Below are 15,553 nucleotides of genomic sequence, written 5' to 3' on the forward strand. Positions count from 1 at the left end.
AACATTTTCTATTTTACAATGATTTAGGATAGAAAGTTAATAGGAGGAACGTTTTATGAAAAAAACTGCTCAAATGATTGACACCTAACTAATTAAACCAAAAATCCTATACTATGGAACCCCGGTTATTTTGCTCAACACCCTGAATGAAGATGGCACCGTCAATATCAGCCCCATCTCCTCATCATGGGCGCTGGGAGAACATATTATTCTTGGCATCGGGCTCGGGGGCAAGGCGATTGAGAACCTGGAACGGCATCCTGAATGCGTCATCAATATTCCGGATCCTTCCTTGTGGGAGAATGTCGAACGATTAGCCCCGTTGACAGGGAAACACCCCGTTCCGGACTATAAGCTGAAGAGCGGATTCACATATGAAAAAGATAAATATGCGCATAGCGGATTAACGCCTGCGGATTCCGTCACCGTCAGGCCGTCTCGTATCATGGAATGCCCGATCCAGATTGAAGCCAAGGTGAACCACATTCGGCTGCCTGACGACTCGCCCTTTTTTGCCATTGTCGAAACACAGGCTGTTCAGGTGCATGCCCATCGCAGCATCATCATGAATGAACAACACATTGACCCCGGCAAATGGAGTCCGCTCATCTACAATTTCCGGCACTATTATGGGCTCGGCCCGTCAGTAGGCAAAAGCTTTCGAGCCGAAACCTAATATTCGAGGAGCATAAGGAAGAGGCCCGCCATGTATGGCGGGCCAATCCTGTTCGTGCTTGTGGTTTACGGCTTGACCGGAATGGTCATTTCCAGATCCTGCAGGTATGTTTTATCTCCGAAGCTGTCCTTCCCTTGACCGACAACGCTCCAATCCTTGTTGTTTACGGTCAGGGTAAACGGTTTAATCGTGATGGATTTCGGAGTTCCGTTTACAGGACTGTACAGTTGATCGATATGATATTCGGTCTCCGGCTTGCTGTTAAAGTAATCAAACTTCCGCGGAGTCAGCACATTTCCTTGATCATCCACCAGCTCATAATAGACCATGCTCGCGCTGTAATCGCCTGTTTGCTCTGCAGAAGACGGCACCTCGCCTTTACTGTCCAGTACCAAGCGGGTCGATACTGGTGAAATATCCAATTGCTTGACGGTATAACTGAATGGTCCATCCGATTTCGTAGCCTGGTCAGGCTTCACGACAACCGATTTATTAGTGACATTCACAGGGACCTTGAATTCAAAGGTTTCATTCACTTGAGTTACGTTGGCCTGAATGGTCAGCTCGAATTGATCGGGTAATTTCAGACCCTTGGTAAGCTCAACGATATAGGCATTGTCCTGTTGCGGATAATCTCCAAAGTTCCCCTCGCCCATCGCCACTTCTTGTCCGTCTACCAGAATTCGCGGCATTTCGATATAGCCTTTTTCCTGATCTTCCTTAGCTACTTTTCTCGACTTAACATACTCACTATCCTGATTACCAATTAACGTAGCATCTTCGCTAATATACGGAGAAGCTGTACCCGGTAAATCCACCCCCTCGCGCTCCAGGATAATGGACAACCGGGTTCCATCATATATAACGTCAGCTACCTTCAACGTCACGCCATCGTGAGTTACACTCAAGTTTGGTTCGGATAGAATCCCTTGCTCTATAGCAGCTTTAACTGCATCTTCGCTGGTTCCTTCGAATATCACGCCGAGCATCGGAATTTGCTTCAGGGTTGCTGCCATCACCGGCGATACAAACCCCGAACCGATCACGGTTCCTCCCAGCACAGCTGCTGCGGACGCAACGAGTATCGTTCTTTTAATAACATTCGGTTTAGGTTTGGTTGATAATCTTGTCATTTCACGCTCTCCAATTCGGTTCATGATTTGATCACTCATACTTCTCTTCGATAAAGACGATTCACGAATCATTTCTTCTAGTGCATTCATTTCAGCGAATTCCGTTTGTTTCGGCGATTGTCCCACGTGCCACCTCTCCTTTTTGGCTTATTCGGTCCATCAGTTTATGCCGTAACCGTTCATACTTCTTTCGTATCGTTGCTGATTTGATTCCCATAATGTCGCTGATTTCCTCGAAGGTATACTGTTCAACCGCCTTCAGCAGCAGTATGTGTCGTTCTTCTGCTGTCAGGTAGCTTAACAGCTCGTACACAACCGGCTCGTGCTGAGATATTTGCATAACCGGCTGCTGTTCCTTGCAATGCTCGATCAGGTTAAAAAAGCGGCTCTGCTTCTTTTTGATATTGATCAAATGATGATAGGCCATTTTATACAACCAGGCGGAGAAAGACACTTGTCTCTTGTACTGATGAAGATGTTCATAGGCACGAATAAAAATCTCTTGTACCGCATCTTCGGTCTCCGCATGATTTTTGAGAATATAGTAGCAGTACGTGTACATCTGCCGCTCAAACTGGATTATGATCGCTTGGTATGCTTGCTTGTCTCCTGCTTTGACTTGTTCTACAACCGCTTCAATGGCTTCTCTTTTTCCTTCCGCTTCCCCGGGGATGGTTGGCTGCAAGCGAGCTCACCTCCTTCTTTGTTTACCTATATAACAATCCTAACAAGCGTCGTTGTGACACGAATTGTTTTATGTGGTGATATAACATGAACGAAGCTCTTGCCTTGTAATAGAGCCTGGATGCTGGGTATGAGCTTCATTTAGCGTCCGTTTAGCAGCTACAGCTTGGGATAACTCTTAACATAATTCAAGAATCGTTTCGTTGCCGGAGATACTTCCCGCAAGGAGCTTACCGCAATGCCAAGCGATCTGAAGCTCTTCTCCTTCAATTCGATCAGCCGTATATTCCGCCGCTGCCCTCGCAGCACAAGTTCGGGAAGAATGCTGATGCCCAGGCCCTTCTCCACCATGGCCATAATGGCATAATCGTCCCCAAGCGTATATTTGATATCCGGCTGGGTCGGGGCTTTCTCCAGCACCCGGTTCACATCGTAATCGGAGCCTTTGCTGGGCATAATAAACGGTTCATTCTCAATTTGGGTTAACGTAATGGAGTCCTCGGAGCTAAGCGGATGTTCCATTGGCAGCAGTACGAGCATCGGGTCTTGATGCAGCGGAATCGCATCGAATATATCCCACGTCGGAAGTGACAGAAAGCCGCAATCAATCTTGCCCTCCGCGATCCAATCCTCAATTTCCCGATAATCTCCTTCAACCAAACGAATCTCGATATGGGGATAATCCCGCTGGAAATCCTGGATAATCCCAGGCAGCCAGTGAACGCCGACGCTGGTAAAGGTACCGATGTGAATGGTTCCCAGCTCGATTCCATGAATGGAAGCCACCTGCTGCTCCAAATGCTCGTTCCATTTCAATATTTCCCGCATCGTCTTTACCATCTCCTCGCCATTGGTCGTCAGCTTCGCGCCTGAACGGTTTCGAACCAGCAGCGAGAAGCCGAACTCATCTTCCAGGCTGTTGATCATATGGCTGACGCCGGACTGCGTAAATCCCATCACTTCGGCGGCTTTGGTCAAGCTTCCGAGCTCGACGACCTTTAATAGAACTTTGAATTTATTAATACTCACAGAGAATCCTCCAGCCTATTTTATACATGAATTTTACTCATGTTTATTATGAAAAACATTCGTTTTACTTGTCTATTGTACGTGAGTATACTGATTCTGTTCAATCACTTGAAGGAGGAGGAAGAACTTGAAACCGCTGAAGGCCGATCTTATGATTTTGTTTATCACCATGTGTTGGGGCTCGTCCTATCTATTTATGAAAATGGGACTGGATTCGCTGGGAGCGTTCAATTTGATAGCCCTACGATTTGGATTGGCCTTTATGCTTGCAGGAGCGATTTTTTTCCCGCGCTTGCGCCGGGTTAACCTGAAGACGATCCGTTACGCCATGCTCCTGGGCTTTATTTTGTTTATCATGTTCACTGCCTTGACCTTTGGCTTGAAAACAACGACAGCATCCAATGCCGGATTTTTGATCAGCTTAACGGTGGTGTTTGTCCCATTGATACATACGTTCCTCTTTAGGAAAAAAATAGAGAAGAAACGGATCGTCAGTATTTTGCTGGCCTTAACGGGCATCGCACTGCTGACCATCCAGCTCCCTTTTGCATTTAAGATCGGGGACCTGTTCTGCATAGCGGCGGCATTATGTTATGCGCTTCATATCAATATCGTCAGCACGGCTGCACAGAAGGTCGACGCGTTAAGCCTCGGCATCCTGCAGCTGGGATTTACCGGATTGTATGCGTTCCTCTCGTCTCTTCTCTTGGAAACACCGGTATGGCCAAGCTCCACCGACTCATGGACGGCTGTCCTGGTCCTCAGCGTCGTATGCAGCGGATTGGGGTTCATCTTCCAGACGATCGCCCAGAAGTATACAACCGCCACCCGTACGGGTCTCGTGTTCTCTCTGGAACCTGTATTCGCCGCGCTGTTCGGATACTGGTTTGCCAACGAGGTCATGGATGCCAACCAGTATGCAGGAGCTGCGCTTGTCCTTCTTAGCGTTGTTCTATCCAGCATTGATGTGAACTTCAGGAAACGGTCGGCCATGAATAACAGCCCCGTAGCGTTGGAGTCCTATTCCGCTGAATTCAAGTAAAAAAGCTTGACTTATCCCTAAAAAATTTATATCTTTATATCACGGCTTAACTGAGGGCGATATCAGTTATGCAGGAACGTGATTAAAGGGGAGTAGCTGTCACAGCAAAGTCGTCATTACGGGAAATGTCCCCGGCTTTGTTGGCAACGATACGTTGTTTGCGAGACCTTTACCACACACTCTGTGGTGAAGGTCTCTTTTTGATTTCAAAAGGCCTTCACCTGCCGGTGGAGGTCTTTTTTGTGCCTTCAATAATACAACAAGGAGGAAATGGCATGGAGCTTTTATTGGAGTATGGATGGGTACTGTTAGTGCTCATCGCACTGGAAGGATTGCTGGCGGCGGATAATGCGCTGGTCCTTGCCATCATGGTCAAACATTTACCGGAGAACCAGCGCAAAAAGGCTTTATTCTACGGGCTGCTCGGAGCCTTTGTGTTCCGGATCGGATCGCTGTTCTTAATCTCGTTCCTGGTGGATGTATGGCAGGTACAAGCCATCGGCGCACTCTATCTTCTCTACATTTCGATCAATCACACGTTGAAACACTTTATTAAAGGCAAGAAACCGACGGAAGACGCAAAACCGAAACCGGACAAGCCCAAGAAGCAATCCGGCTTTTGGATGACCGTCTTCAAGGTCGAAGTGGCGGACATCGCGTTTGCCGTAGACTCGATCCTCGCAGCCGTTGCGTTGGCGGTTGCATTGCCGCCAAGCGGATTGGCGAACATCGGCGGCCTGGATGGAGGTCAATTCATCGTCATCTTCCTGGGCGGATTCATTGGTTTGATCATCATGCGCTTTGCGGCATCCTACTTCGTAAAATTGCTGCAGCAGCGTCCCGGACTGGAAGTGGCGGCATTTCTGATCGTTGGTTGGGTAGGCGTCAAGCTTGCTGTAATTACCCTTGCACACCCTGATGTAGCCCTAATCGACCATCACTTCCCTGAGAGCTCGATTTGGAAGGCTTCCTTCTACATCGTTCTCGTGCTGATTGCCGTGATCGGATGGTTTAGCTCTTCGAAAGAGAAAGTACAGGATGAAGACAATGCCATCAAGGAAGTGGAAGAACAACAGCCGGGTAAAACGCTGCAAGGCTAAATTCCCTTCCGCGTGCAATGTATACCAGGCACGAGGCAACTTCATAACATGATTCCAAACAAGACAAGGCGATTTGCTGACGGTGCTTCAACCGTTCACAAATCGCCTTTCTTCATGCTTAGATTGTCAATTGCATCTGATATAAATTCGCATAAGCGCCTTGACGGGCAAGTAATTCTTCATGCGTGCCCTGTTCTTGGATCCCGTCTTCGGACAATACGACGATTCGCTGCGCATTCCGAACCGTTGTCAACCGATGAGCGATGACAAGCGTTGTTCGATTATCGCTTAACCGTTCCAGCGAATCTTGGACCGCTCTCTCGCTTTCATTGTCCAGGGAGCTGGTCGCTTCGTCAAATATGAGGATCGGCGGGTCCTTCAGGAACACACGCGCAATGCTTAGCCGCTGCTTCTGTCCTCCGGAGAGCTTGACGCCTCGCTGGCCGATATCCGTTTCATAACCGTCCGGCAATGCCATGATGAAATCATGGGCATTCGCTCTTTTGGCTGCTGCGATGATCTCATCCTCGCTGGCCTCCATGTTTCCATACCGGATGTTATCGAAGACGGAGCCGGCAAACAAATATACATCCTGCTGCACGATCCCGATATTTTTTCTTAAGGAGTGCTGCGTAACCTCCCGGATATCGCGCCCATCCAGCAGTATGCGTCCTTCACTTACTTCATAAAAACGCGGAATCAGCGAACACAGCGTGGTCTTGCCTACGCCTGAGGGACCAACAAGAGCAACATACTCGCCAGGCTTGATGTTTAGCGAGACCTGGTTCAGCACGAATCCATAGCGGTCCTTGTATCTGAAGCTGACATTCTGAAACTCGATGTTCCCCTGAACCTGCGTGATCGTCTCGGCAAAATCGGCATCCTCGATATCGGGTTCTACCTCAAGGATCTCCATGAACCTGTCAAATCCCGTAATGCCTTCCTGGTACAGTCTGGCGAAATTAACCATGCGCTGGATCGGTTCGATCAGAATGCCGATGCATAAGAAAAAGGTCAGCAAATCCGCCAGTTCCAGCGAGGCATCCACGATTGCGGCTCCGCCGAACACAATAACGGTAATCGTAATAAGTTGGGTAAAACCGACCAGCCCTTCGTGAAAGTACGTTTCGCTCTTATACCCTTCCCTTCTGCTGTCAACGAACCGCTTGTTGGCATAGGCGAATTTCCCCTTCTCTATATGCTCGTTCGTAAACGACTTCACCACGCGGATACCCGAAAGAGAATCCTCTACTTGTGCGTTGATATCCTCGATCCGGTCCTTGCTTACCCGCAACGCCACGTTCATCTTCTTATTATAATAAAAAGCAAACGCGGCCATGACCGGGAGAAAGAGAAATACGATCAGGGTAAGCTTCACGTCGATATACATTAAAATGATGAATGCACCCAGGAACTTCAGAACGGAAATGACGATATCTTCGGGACCATGGTGATACAATTCGGTCAGCGACAGAATGTCATTGGTGGTGCGTGTCATGAGCTGCCCGGTTTTGTGCTCATCGTAGAATCCAAAGGACAGCTTCTGAAAATGGTCAAACAGCTCCCGTCTCATGTCACTTTCCATATAAGCCCCCATCATATGTCCTTTGTATGAAATGAACATATCGCACAGAGTATGGATGATGACCATAGCCAGCATGACGGCACCCACCGCATAGATTTGAATCAGCGGGCTTTGAGAATTCCCTTCCAGCACGTTGATGGTGATGTATCGTATACAGAGCGGAAGCGTCAGCGTAATGGCCGAGACAACAAAAGCACATGCCAAATCTGCAAATAATAACCCCAGGTACGGTTTATAATAGGATAAAAATTTCTTGGTCCGAGAATTCAAATCGCTCTCCTCCATTATGCCGGAGGGTTATTTAATCATATCCCTCCAAACTTGATTCATGATAAACTCCATGGTTGTTCTCATCGTAAACACCCTTCCTTGTACTTGATAATTTCATCATAGCCGATAAATGACCCCAATCCGGAGTGCAAGAATGATTTAGAATTAAAAAATCCCCTAGGAACGAAAAAGCAGGCTTGGATGCTAACCAAGCCTGCCTCTCGTATACTCACAGATTAACGATTCCATCGTTCGTTAAGCAACTCGCCGTTGATGGCGGCCGCTGCCATGGCTCCCATCGAAGCGGCCGCAATGGCCTGATACATCTCGGTGGCTGCATCACCGGCGCTGTAGACGCCCGGCACACTCGTTTTACCGAAGGCATCAATGACCACACTTCCACCTTCATTGATATCACAGCCTATAGCCGCCGGCAATTCAGAACCAGGGACCAGCTTCGGCGCGAAAAAGATGCCCGTGCACGGAATGACCGCTCCATCCTCCAATACGACTTGCTGCACCATCCCCTCGTTCGATTCAATACGATGAATCGGGGAGTTGAATAGAGGGACGTCATGATCCTTTAATTCCTGCCGTTGTTCATCCGTCAGTTCATCCGGTCCGTTCGTACAGAGGGTATACCGGTCGCTCCACCCTGCGATCACTTTGGCAAAATGCAGCGCCCCCGCACCCTTGGCAATGACGACGAGCGGTTGATCCCTCAATTCCCATCCATCGCAGTATGGGCAGACGAAGGCACTCTTTCCGTATACGTCGGCTAATCCGTTAACATCCAGCGGGCTGTCCTTCTTCCCAACGGCGAACAGCAGCTTTTTACTCCGGTATATCGTTCCCTCTCCCGTGGTAATCCGGAAATCACCATCGACTCCCGCCACGGCGGCAGCTGTATTCTCTACGAAGCGGACGGAGGGATAGGCGGTAATTTGTTCTCTTGCTATGCGGCGAAACTCCGATGGGCTTGTGCCGTCTCTCGTAAGAAAACCGTGGGTTTCCCGCGTAACCCTGTTTCGCGGCTTTCCTTCGTCAATCAACACCACGTCCTTCCTCGCTCTTCCCAATACCAGCGCAGCATTCAACCCTGCCGGACCTCCGCCGATAATAACGACATCATGCAATTGCTCGGTCATGCATACCATCACCTTTCTGGATCTTTAATGTCCATAATAAGAACGCAAGAAGACATGGGTTCTTGTAAGTTGCTCTTTGCCCAAGGAAGAATGGCCAGGGACAAATTATATTATAGACTCCTGACATCCATTATAGACAAACAAAATCTGTAATGCAAGGCTCTCCTGCTATAAAAATTTTAAAAGTTGATCGAGTCGTAATGCCGTTACCTCTATTTATAGTTTACATATTCTATTGTGATATAGGAATTATCCTCATAGATAAGGAGAGTGATGTAATGGCAGCAAGCTTCAACAATTCATCCCAAACGCAAGGCGTATCCATTATTACCTGTACGAATCGCCCTAATTATATTAAAAACTTGTTCCATAATTTCGCTAGACAATCCCATACCAAGAAAGAGCTCATTATCGTTGTCAACGATAGTACTGTCGCCCTCTCTCCTTACCAGCAAATAGCCAACAAGCATCGAAACATACAAATCTACCGCATGCCGGAGCAAGTCACTTTGGGTGCGTGCCTAAATTACGCCGTAAGCAAAACGAAATACGGCATCGTTGCCAAATTCGATGACGACGACTATTACGCCCCCCATTATTTGTCGGACAGCCTGAAGTCATTAAGAAGATCCAACGCCGATATTATAGGGAAACGTGCACATTATATGTATTTACAAGGCTCCAAAACTCTAATTCTACGGTTTCCTAACGATGAAAATCGAACCGTAACCATGCTGCCGGGGGCTACACTCATTTTTTAAGAAGAACGTCTTTAACAAAGTACGCTTTCCGAATCAAAACGTCGGTGAAGACGATCTTTTTTGTACAAGAAGTAAAAGCAAGGGCTTTAAAGTCTATTCCGGTAACAAGTATCATTTTATGGCAGTGCGGCGGAAAAATTCATCTGGTCATACATGGATCATTAGCGATCAGGAACTCATGGCCAAGCACCCTAAAGTTCCGAATGTGCGAGATTTCAAAAAATTCGTACAGCGGACGACCGGAGGCGGTCGAGCATGACGCACCGGTCATCATCCCCATCACAGCCTGCCGTATCGATCATCACCTGTACCAAAAGACCGGAATGCCTGCACAATCTGTTGGAGAATTACGTCAGACAGAATTACAGGAACAAAGAGTTAATCGTCATCTTAAATCATAGCAGTCTCAAGCTATCGGAATATCAAATGGCAGCCAAGTCATATCGCAACGTCAGAATATATAGCAAACCGGAACGATTCTCTCTTGGCAGCTGCCTTAATTATGGAGTAAAGGTCTCCAAACACGGCCTCATTGCTAAATTTGACGATGATGACTATTACGCACCCGATTATTTGCACGAAAGCGTCCGTCTCATGATCAAGACTCGCGCTGATATTGTAGGAAAGAGAGCGCACTTCATGCAGCTTGCCGGGCAAAAAGCTCTTCTGCACCGTTACCCTAACAAGGCCAATCAATGGGTTCCCCTTGTTCAAGGGGCGACCATGCTGGTTAAACGGCATGTATTCGATCAAATATCGTTCCCGAATCAAAATCGCAGCGAGTGCGTCAAATTTTGTGCTGATTGTATAGCTCGTAACTATAGAATATACTCGGGCAGTCCGTATCATTTCTTAGCGAATCGAAGACGCAACTCCAACAATCACACCTGGATCGTCAGTGACAAGAATCTATTAACTCAACATGTTAAAAAGCTGAACATAGACAATGCAAAGAAATTCGTGAGCAGAGGCTAAGCACTGCATGAATCTTAATATTCCGTATATCGCAATGAAGGAACCGGCGACTCGAGCATTTCCACAGAAACAGCGAGCTTGAGTCTGGCGTGTGGTTTGTTTAACTGAATCAGAAGAACGGTTAAGAGCCGCTCCATTGGAGCGGCTCTCATTCATGCCTAGCGAATCGAACGTCTCATTTCAAATAAACGCCATAATCCAAGATGACATTCCCATGCTCATCCGGCGTCATGAAACGGACTGGATGATAACGTTCAAAGAACCACGGGTTCTCGCCCAAGCCCCAGCCTTGTTCGGCGATTTTCGCCATGCATCGTTTATGAGGCTCCATACCGAATAGCTCCCCGTTATCCTTGCCATATAACCAACATATCCCCGCAGCGCCTTCTTCCAGATCCGCATGGTCAAATCCTTCCGGCACTTCGATATGTTTCGGGAAAAGCATGCCAATCCAATATTCAAACTGAATCCCGTTCATTCGCATAATACCGTATGAAGCACCCTCCGATTCGGGCAAACAACCAAACTGCCCGATCTTTTCGAACCAGCCATTGGCGAACCATTCTTCCCATTGGTCCGTGAAGCTTCCTGCCGCATTTCGATGCTCGTCCGTATACCGTTTGCCGATCAAGCGCGCGGACGGGATCTGTTCTTTGTACACCCTGGTTACTTCTGCAGCCATTTTCTTAACCTCCTGGGTTCATCTTTTTGAATTTATTACCTAATGAATTCTCGTCAGCGCATGGGAATCCTGCAAGGGAGCAGCAGCCCGGTTTCAACTTTTGACATGGATAATGATAGTTGAGAACAGCGGTGTGAAATTGTTCAAATCGGAAGAGAATATTTATACGGAACGAACCATCATCCCGGCCTATGGGATCAGCCGGAGCTGTTCAAGCCGGATCGCTTCGAACACTGGAACGGAAGTCCCTTTAACTTCGTCCCTCAAGGCGGCGGAGATCATCATACGGGACACCGCTGTGCCGGGGAATGGATTACGCTTGAAATCATGAAGGAGAGTCTGGACTTTCTGGCTAACCGGATGAGTTATGAAGTGCCCGTGCACGACGTAAGCTTCAGCTTTCATGAGATGCCTTCTCTTCCTCACAGCCGAATCGTCATTCGAAAAGTAAAGACCCTACATTAGGATGCGGTGAATCCAAGGACGCTTCCAAAATCGCATCTGGGATCCAGAACCCACATTGCTGCATGGGAGAGAAAATTAAAGCTTGTACATTGCGCCGTCTGCATGTCACAATACATTAGAGACTGTCAGCATGAACCTATTCATCTAGTCGTTCGCTTACACGTTCTCGGCTGCCCCTGCATTATAGCGCGGCGGCCGTACAATCAACCTATTTTGAATGGGAGGACCGCAATCATGAAAACGATGAAACTAGGAAGCAGTTCACTGGAAGTACCTGTTGTAGCCGTTGGTTGCATGCGCATAAATTCGCTGGATAAAGCCGAAGCCGAACGTTTCGTGCAATCCGCACTTGAGGAAGGAGCCAACTTCTTCGACCATGCCGACATCTATGGCGGCGGAGCTTGCGAGGAGATTTTTGCAGATGCGATACATATGAATGCGGAAGTCCGCGAGAAAATCATTCTTCAATCCAAATGCGGTATCCGTCAGGGCATGTTCGATTTCTCCAAAGAGCATATCTTGAATTCCGTCGACGGCATCCTCAAAAGACTTCGTACCGAATATCTCGACGTTCTCCTGCTCCACCGTCCGGATGCTTTGGTTGAGCCTGAAGAGGTGGCTGAAGCATTCGATCAGCTCGAAAGCTCCGGGAAAGTGCGTCATTTCGGCGTATCCAACCAGAATCCGATGCAGATCCAGCTGTTGAAAAAAGCAGTGAAGCAGCCGCTCGTAGCCAACCAGCTGCAGCTTAGCATCACGAATACCACCATGATTCAAAGCGGAATCAACGTGAATATGGAGAATGACGCCGCGGTTAACCGCGATGGCAGCGTTCTGGATTTCTGCAGACTGAACGACATTACGATTCAGCCTTGGTCGCCTTTCCAATACGGGTTCTTCGAAGGCGTATTCCTTGGAAGCGACAAGTTCCCTGAGCTTAACCAGAAGATCGATGAAATCGCTGAAAAATATAACGTTACCAATACGACGATTGCCATTGCTTGGCTTCTTCGCCACCCTGCACAAATGCAGCCCATCATCGGAACGATGAATATCAACCGTTTGAAGGACTGCATCAAAGCAGGCGATGTTACGCTGACTCGCGAGGAATGGTACGCCATTTACCGCGCGGCCGGCAACATCCTTCCTTAAGCTATAACTGAATACGGCCTCCTATCGACTTCGATGGGAGGCTGTTTCATTATTATGGCTGGGGAGAGGATGATAACGATAAGGTGCCTTTTGCACAATTTTCCAATGAAGGACGACCGACTGAAACTTACAGCTTTGCAATGCTCCGTCCCGCCTGTCTTCCCGTAAACAGGCAGCCGCCCAAAAACGTTCCCTCCAATGCACGGTAACCATGAACGCCCCCACCACCAAAGCCGGCCGCTTCTCCGACCGCGTAGAGCCCGGGGACCGGATCGCCGGATGCACTCAGCACCCTCCCCGATAGATCCGTTTGAAGCCCGCCCAGTGTTTTCCGGCTAAGAATATGCAGGCGCACCGCAATCAATGGTCCATGGGCCGGATCAAGAAATCTATGCGGCTTGGCTACGCGCACCAAGCGATCGCCTATATAATTCCTTGCTCCCCGGAGCGCCGTAATCTGCAGGTCCTTGGTAAAAGCCTGGTCCATCTCGCGGTCTCTTGCGGCAAGCTGACGCTTCAAATCGTCCAGCTTGACCAGATCGCTGCCTGCAAGCTTATTCATGCCGTCCACAAGCTCGGGCAGCGAATCGGCGACAACAAAATCCTCGCCGTGATCCAGAAATGCCTGCACAGGGCCAGGAATGCCCGAGCCTGCTCTTCCAAGCACTTTTCGGATGCTCTTTCCGGTCAAATCCGGGTTTTGTTCAGAGCCAGATAGGGCAAATTCCTTCTCAATGACCTTTCTGGTCAGAAGGAACCAGGAATAGTCAAAACCCGTATCCTGAATGGCTTTCAGGGTTCCCAGCGTATCGAAGCCCGGGAAATTCGGAGCAGGAAGCCGTTGCCCCTTGGCATCAAGCCATATTGACGATGGACCCGGCAGTATCCGGATGCCGTGCTTGGACCATACCGGGTCCCAGTTCTTAATCCCTTCCGTGTAGTGCCACATCCGGTCTCGATTGACGACCCGCCCGCCGGCTTGCTCCGTTATGCCCAGCATCCGTCCGTCCACATGCGCGGGAACGCCGGAGAGCATCGCTCGTGGAGGCTTGCCTAGCCGGGACGGCCAATGCTGCCTGATCAGCTCGTGGTTGGCGCCGATACCTCCGCTGGAGACAACCACAGCCTCCGCATAATATTCATAGTCGCCGACGACCTCGCGGGAGCTTTCTTCGCCCCGGCCGGCCGAACTCGGTGCAAGTACCGAGCCCCTTACTCCGATGACGGCATTCTCGCGCGTAATCAGCTCATCGGCTTGGTGACGCGGACGATAATCAACGACGCCGGAACGAATGGCGTCTCTGACCCTGGACTCAAATGGCTGTACGACACCTGGGCCTGTTCCCCACACAATATGAAAACGCGGAACGGAATTGCCGTGGCCCTCGGCGAGATATCCGCCGCGTTCCGCCCAGCCAACGACAGGGAAGAAGCGAATTCCTAACGAATGCAGCCATGCCCGCTTCTCGCCGGCGGCAAAGTCGACATAGGCCTCAGCCCATTTCCGCCCCCACAGATCCTCGTCCTCCTCCCGATCGAAACCAGCGGCTCCAAGCCAATCCTGCCATGCCAGTTCACGGGAGTCCCGGATTCCCAGTCTTCTCTGTTCGGGCGAATCGACAAGGAATAAACCGCCAAAAGACCACCATGCCTGCCCGCCAATAGAGCTTTCCGGTTCCTGGTCAAGCAGCAGCACCCGTTTGCCGGCCCCGGCCATTTCGGCGGTAGCCACGAGACCCGATAAGCCGGCTCCTACCACGATGACGTCATATTTCATGCATTTCCCCCGTTCTTTCCCTTTACTAAAACAAATAATTTTAACTTCACTCCAGCTTGATCGTTACAGATGGCGTTAACATGATATTCTTTACGATGTAAGCGTTTTCCTCCTTGCAACGGCATAGAATCGGCTACTCTCGAATGCCTGGTCCGTATTATTGTATGCCTTCCCATCCCCGCTAACATGTTCCACAGCAAAATAAAGTGAACCCCAAATCAAGAAGGGTTCACTCCATGGTTAAAAGTATCTTCGTATCGTTCTAGCGTAATTGTAGGCTGCGCATCCATCTCCTCATGTCTGCGCAAGGGTTAACCGGTCTTCTCCTGCGCCTCCGCCGCCAGTTTCAGGAGCTGCTCTCTGACCCGCACCACTTCTCCGATGATAAGCAGGGCCGGATTTTTCACGTTCATCCGATGAGAAATCCTGTAGATGGTTCCGAGCGTACCCGTGAAGATTCTCTCTTCCGCCCAGGTTCCTTGCTCGACGATGGCGGCGGGAGTCCACGGCGGCTTGCCGTGAGCGATCATCTCTTTACAGATGCCTTCCATTCTGCTGACACCCATGTACACCACAAGCGTATCCACGCTGTGCGCCAGCAAGTCCCACCTCACGCTCTGCTCATTACCATGGCAGCTCGTTCCGCTGACAAAAGCAACCGAGGTACTGGCTCCGCGGTGAGTCAGAGGAATTCCTGAGGACGAGGAAGCGCCCACAGCCGAGGTAACGCCTGGCACGAATTCGAAGGGAATGCCGCGTGCAGCCAATTCGCAAGCTTCTTCTCCCCCTCGACCGAAGATCAGCGGATCGCCTCCCTTGAGTCTGACGACATGATGACCGTCTAGGGCAAAGGCCACCATGTTCTCGTTGATCCTTTCCTGCGGAAGAGAATGGCGTCCGGGTGCCTTGCCGCAGTATACAAGCAAAGCATCCTTCTTCGCGTAATTCAACAGCTCATCGTTCACCAGCCGATCGTACATGATGACGTCCGCTTCCTGGATACGCCGGAGGGCTTTCAACGTAATCAGCTCCGGGTCTCCCGGGCCTGCGCCGACGATATACACCATGCCCGGC

Annotated in this window: 15 protein-coding genes; 7 read left to right on the top strand and 8 right to left on the bottom strand. The window is 49.5% G+C overall.

The window, feature by feature from the left end; genetic code table 11:
* The first annotated feature begins 91 nt into the window (after positions 1-91).
* Entirely contained in the window at positions 92-676 is a 585-nt protein-coding gene (locus HMPREF9412_RS19800; RefSeq protein ID WP_085981275.1) for a flavin reductase family protein, read from the top strand.
* 65 nt (positions 677-741) lie between these two features.
* Here HMPREF9412_RS19800 and HMPREF9412_RS19805 read toward each other — a convergent pair whose 3' ends face one another.
* The 3 genes from HMPREF9412_RS19805 to HMPREF9412_RS19815 form a co-directional block, all read right to left on the bottom strand.
* Entirely contained in the window at positions 742-1,935 is a 1,194-nt protein-coding gene (locus HMPREF9412_RS19805; protein WP_009593532.1) for a DUF4179 domain-containing protein, read from the bottom strand.
* The gene (locus tag HMPREF9412_RS19810; protein ID WP_009593543.1) at positions 1,901-2,494 is read right to left on the bottom strand and encodes an RNA polymerase sigma factor; all 594 of its coding nucleotides are present in this window, start codon (positions 2,492-2,494) and stop codon (positions 1,901-1,903) included. Before HMPREF9412_RS19810 ends, HMPREF9412_RS19805 begins: the two co-directional genes overlap by 35 nt.
* Positions 2,495-2,652: 158 nt before the next feature.
* A complete protein-coding gene (locus HMPREF9412_RS19815; RefSeq protein WP_009593533.1) occupies positions 2,653-3,522 on the bottom strand; it encodes a LysR family transcriptional regulator in 870 nt (289 codons plus the stop codon).
* Positions 3,523-3,649: 127 nt separating this feature from the next.
* On the opposite strand from HMPREF9412_RS19815, the gene HMPREF9412_RS19820 reads away from it, so the two are divergent.
* Together HMPREF9412_RS19820 and HMPREF9412_RS19825 are read left to right on the top strand one after the other, a co-directional pair.
* Positions 3,650-4,564: a DMT family transporter gene (locus HMPREF9412_RS19820; RefSeq protein ID WP_009593564.1), complete on the top strand. Its 915-nt coding sequence runs from the start codon at positions 3,650-3,652 to the stop codon at positions 4,562-4,564.
* Between the two features lie 275 nt (positions 4,565-4,839).
* On the top strand, positions 4,840-5,664 hold the full coding sequence (locus HMPREF9412_RS19825; RefSeq protein ID WP_009593493.1) for a TerC family protein: 825 nt from the start codon (positions 4,840-4,842) through the stop codon (positions 5,662-5,664).
* A 118-nt stretch (positions 5,665-5,782) separates the two neighbouring features.
* Here HMPREF9412_RS19825 and HMPREF9412_RS19830 read toward each other — a convergent pair whose 3' ends face one another.
* Together HMPREF9412_RS19830 and HMPREF9412_RS19835 are read right to left on the bottom strand one after the other, a co-directional pair.
* Positions 5,783-7,519 carry an ABC transporter ATP-binding protein gene (locus tag HMPREF9412_RS19830; protein WP_036672874.1) on the bottom strand — a complete coding sequence of 579 codons (1,737 nt, stop codon included), beginning with the start codon at positions 7,517-7,519 and terminating at the stop codon, positions 5,783-5,785.
* A gap of 236 nt (positions 7,520-7,755) precedes the next feature.
* Positions 7,756-8,667 (bottom strand): NAD(P)/FAD-dependent oxidoreductase, encoded by a 912-nt coding sequence (locus HMPREF9412_RS19835; protein ID WP_009593570.1) that lies wholly within the window; start codon positions 8,665-8,667, stop codon positions 7,756-7,758.
* A 278-nt stretch (positions 8,668-8,945) separates the two neighbouring features.
* Between HMPREF9412_RS19835 and HMPREF9412_RS19840 the strand changes: the two genes are divergently transcribed.
* Both HMPREF9412_RS19840 and HMPREF9412_RS19845 read left to right on the top strand, forming a co-directional pair.
* Complete coding sequence (locus HMPREF9412_RS19840) at positions 8,946-9,428, top strand: glycosyltransferase (protein WP_009593573.1); 483 nt, start codon at positions 8,946-8,948, stop codon at positions 9,426-9,428.
* A gap of 255 nt (positions 9,429-9,683) precedes the next feature.
* Positions 9,684-10,403 carry a glycosyltransferase gene (locus tag HMPREF9412_RS19845; RefSeq protein ID WP_009593482.1) on the top strand — a complete coding sequence of 240 codons (720 nt, stop codon included), beginning with the start codon at positions 9,684-9,686 and terminating at the stop codon, positions 10,401-10,403.
* A gap of 175 nt (positions 10,404-10,578) precedes the next feature.
* Here the strand turns inward: HMPREF9412_RS19845 and HMPREF9412_RS19850 are convergent, their stop codons facing one another.
* Positions 10,579-11,085, bottom strand: coding sequence for a hypothetical protein (locus tag HMPREF9412_RS19850; protein ID WP_009593514.1), 507 nt, complete (start codon positions 11,083-11,085; stop codon positions 10,579-10,581).
* A 147-nt stretch (positions 11,086-11,232) separates the two neighbouring features.
* Between HMPREF9412_RS19850 and HMPREF9412_RS32165 the strand changes: the two genes are divergently transcribed.
* Together HMPREF9412_RS32165 and HMPREF9412_RS19860 are read left to right on the top strand one after the other, a co-directional pair.
* Positions 11,233-11,550 carry a cytochrome P450 gene (locus tag HMPREF9412_RS32165; RefSeq protein ID WP_368072389.1) on the top strand — a complete coding sequence of 106 codons (318 nt, stop codon included), beginning with the start codon at positions 11,233-11,235 and terminating at the stop codon, positions 11,548-11,550.
* A gap of 234 nt (positions 11,551-11,784) precedes the next feature.
* On the top strand, positions 11,785-12,702 hold the full coding sequence (locus tag HMPREF9412_RS19860) for an aldo/keto reductase (protein WP_009593504.1): 918 nt from the start codon (positions 11,785-11,787) through the stop codon (positions 12,700-12,702).
* A 127-nt stretch (positions 12,703-12,829) separates the two neighbouring features.
* On the opposite strand, the gene HMPREF9412_RS19865 is transcribed toward HMPREF9412_RS19860, so the two are convergent.
* Together HMPREF9412_RS19865 and cobA are read right to left on the bottom strand one after the other, a co-directional pair.
* Positions 12,830-14,479 carry an FAD-binding dehydrogenase gene (locus tag HMPREF9412_RS19865; RefSeq protein WP_009593574.1) on the bottom strand — a complete coding sequence of 550 codons (1,650 nt, stop codon included), beginning with the start codon at positions 14,477-14,479 and terminating at the stop codon, positions 12,830-12,832.
* 311 nt (positions 14,480-14,790) lie between these two features.
* Positions 14,791-15,546: a uroporphyrinogen-III C-methyltransferase gene (gene cobA / locus HMPREF9412_RS19870; RefSeq protein WP_139084020.1), complete on the bottom strand. Its 756-nt coding sequence runs from the start codon at positions 15,544-15,546 to the stop codon at positions 14,791-14,793.
* Positions 15,547-15,553: the final 7 nt, after the last annotated feature.

Origin of the sequence: Paenibacillus sp. HGF5 (assembly GCF_000204455.1) — a bacterium.
Classification (GTDB): domain Bacteria; phylum Bacillota; class Bacilli; order Paenibacillales; family Paenibacillaceae; genus Paenibacillus_AQ; species Paenibacillus_AQ lautus_A.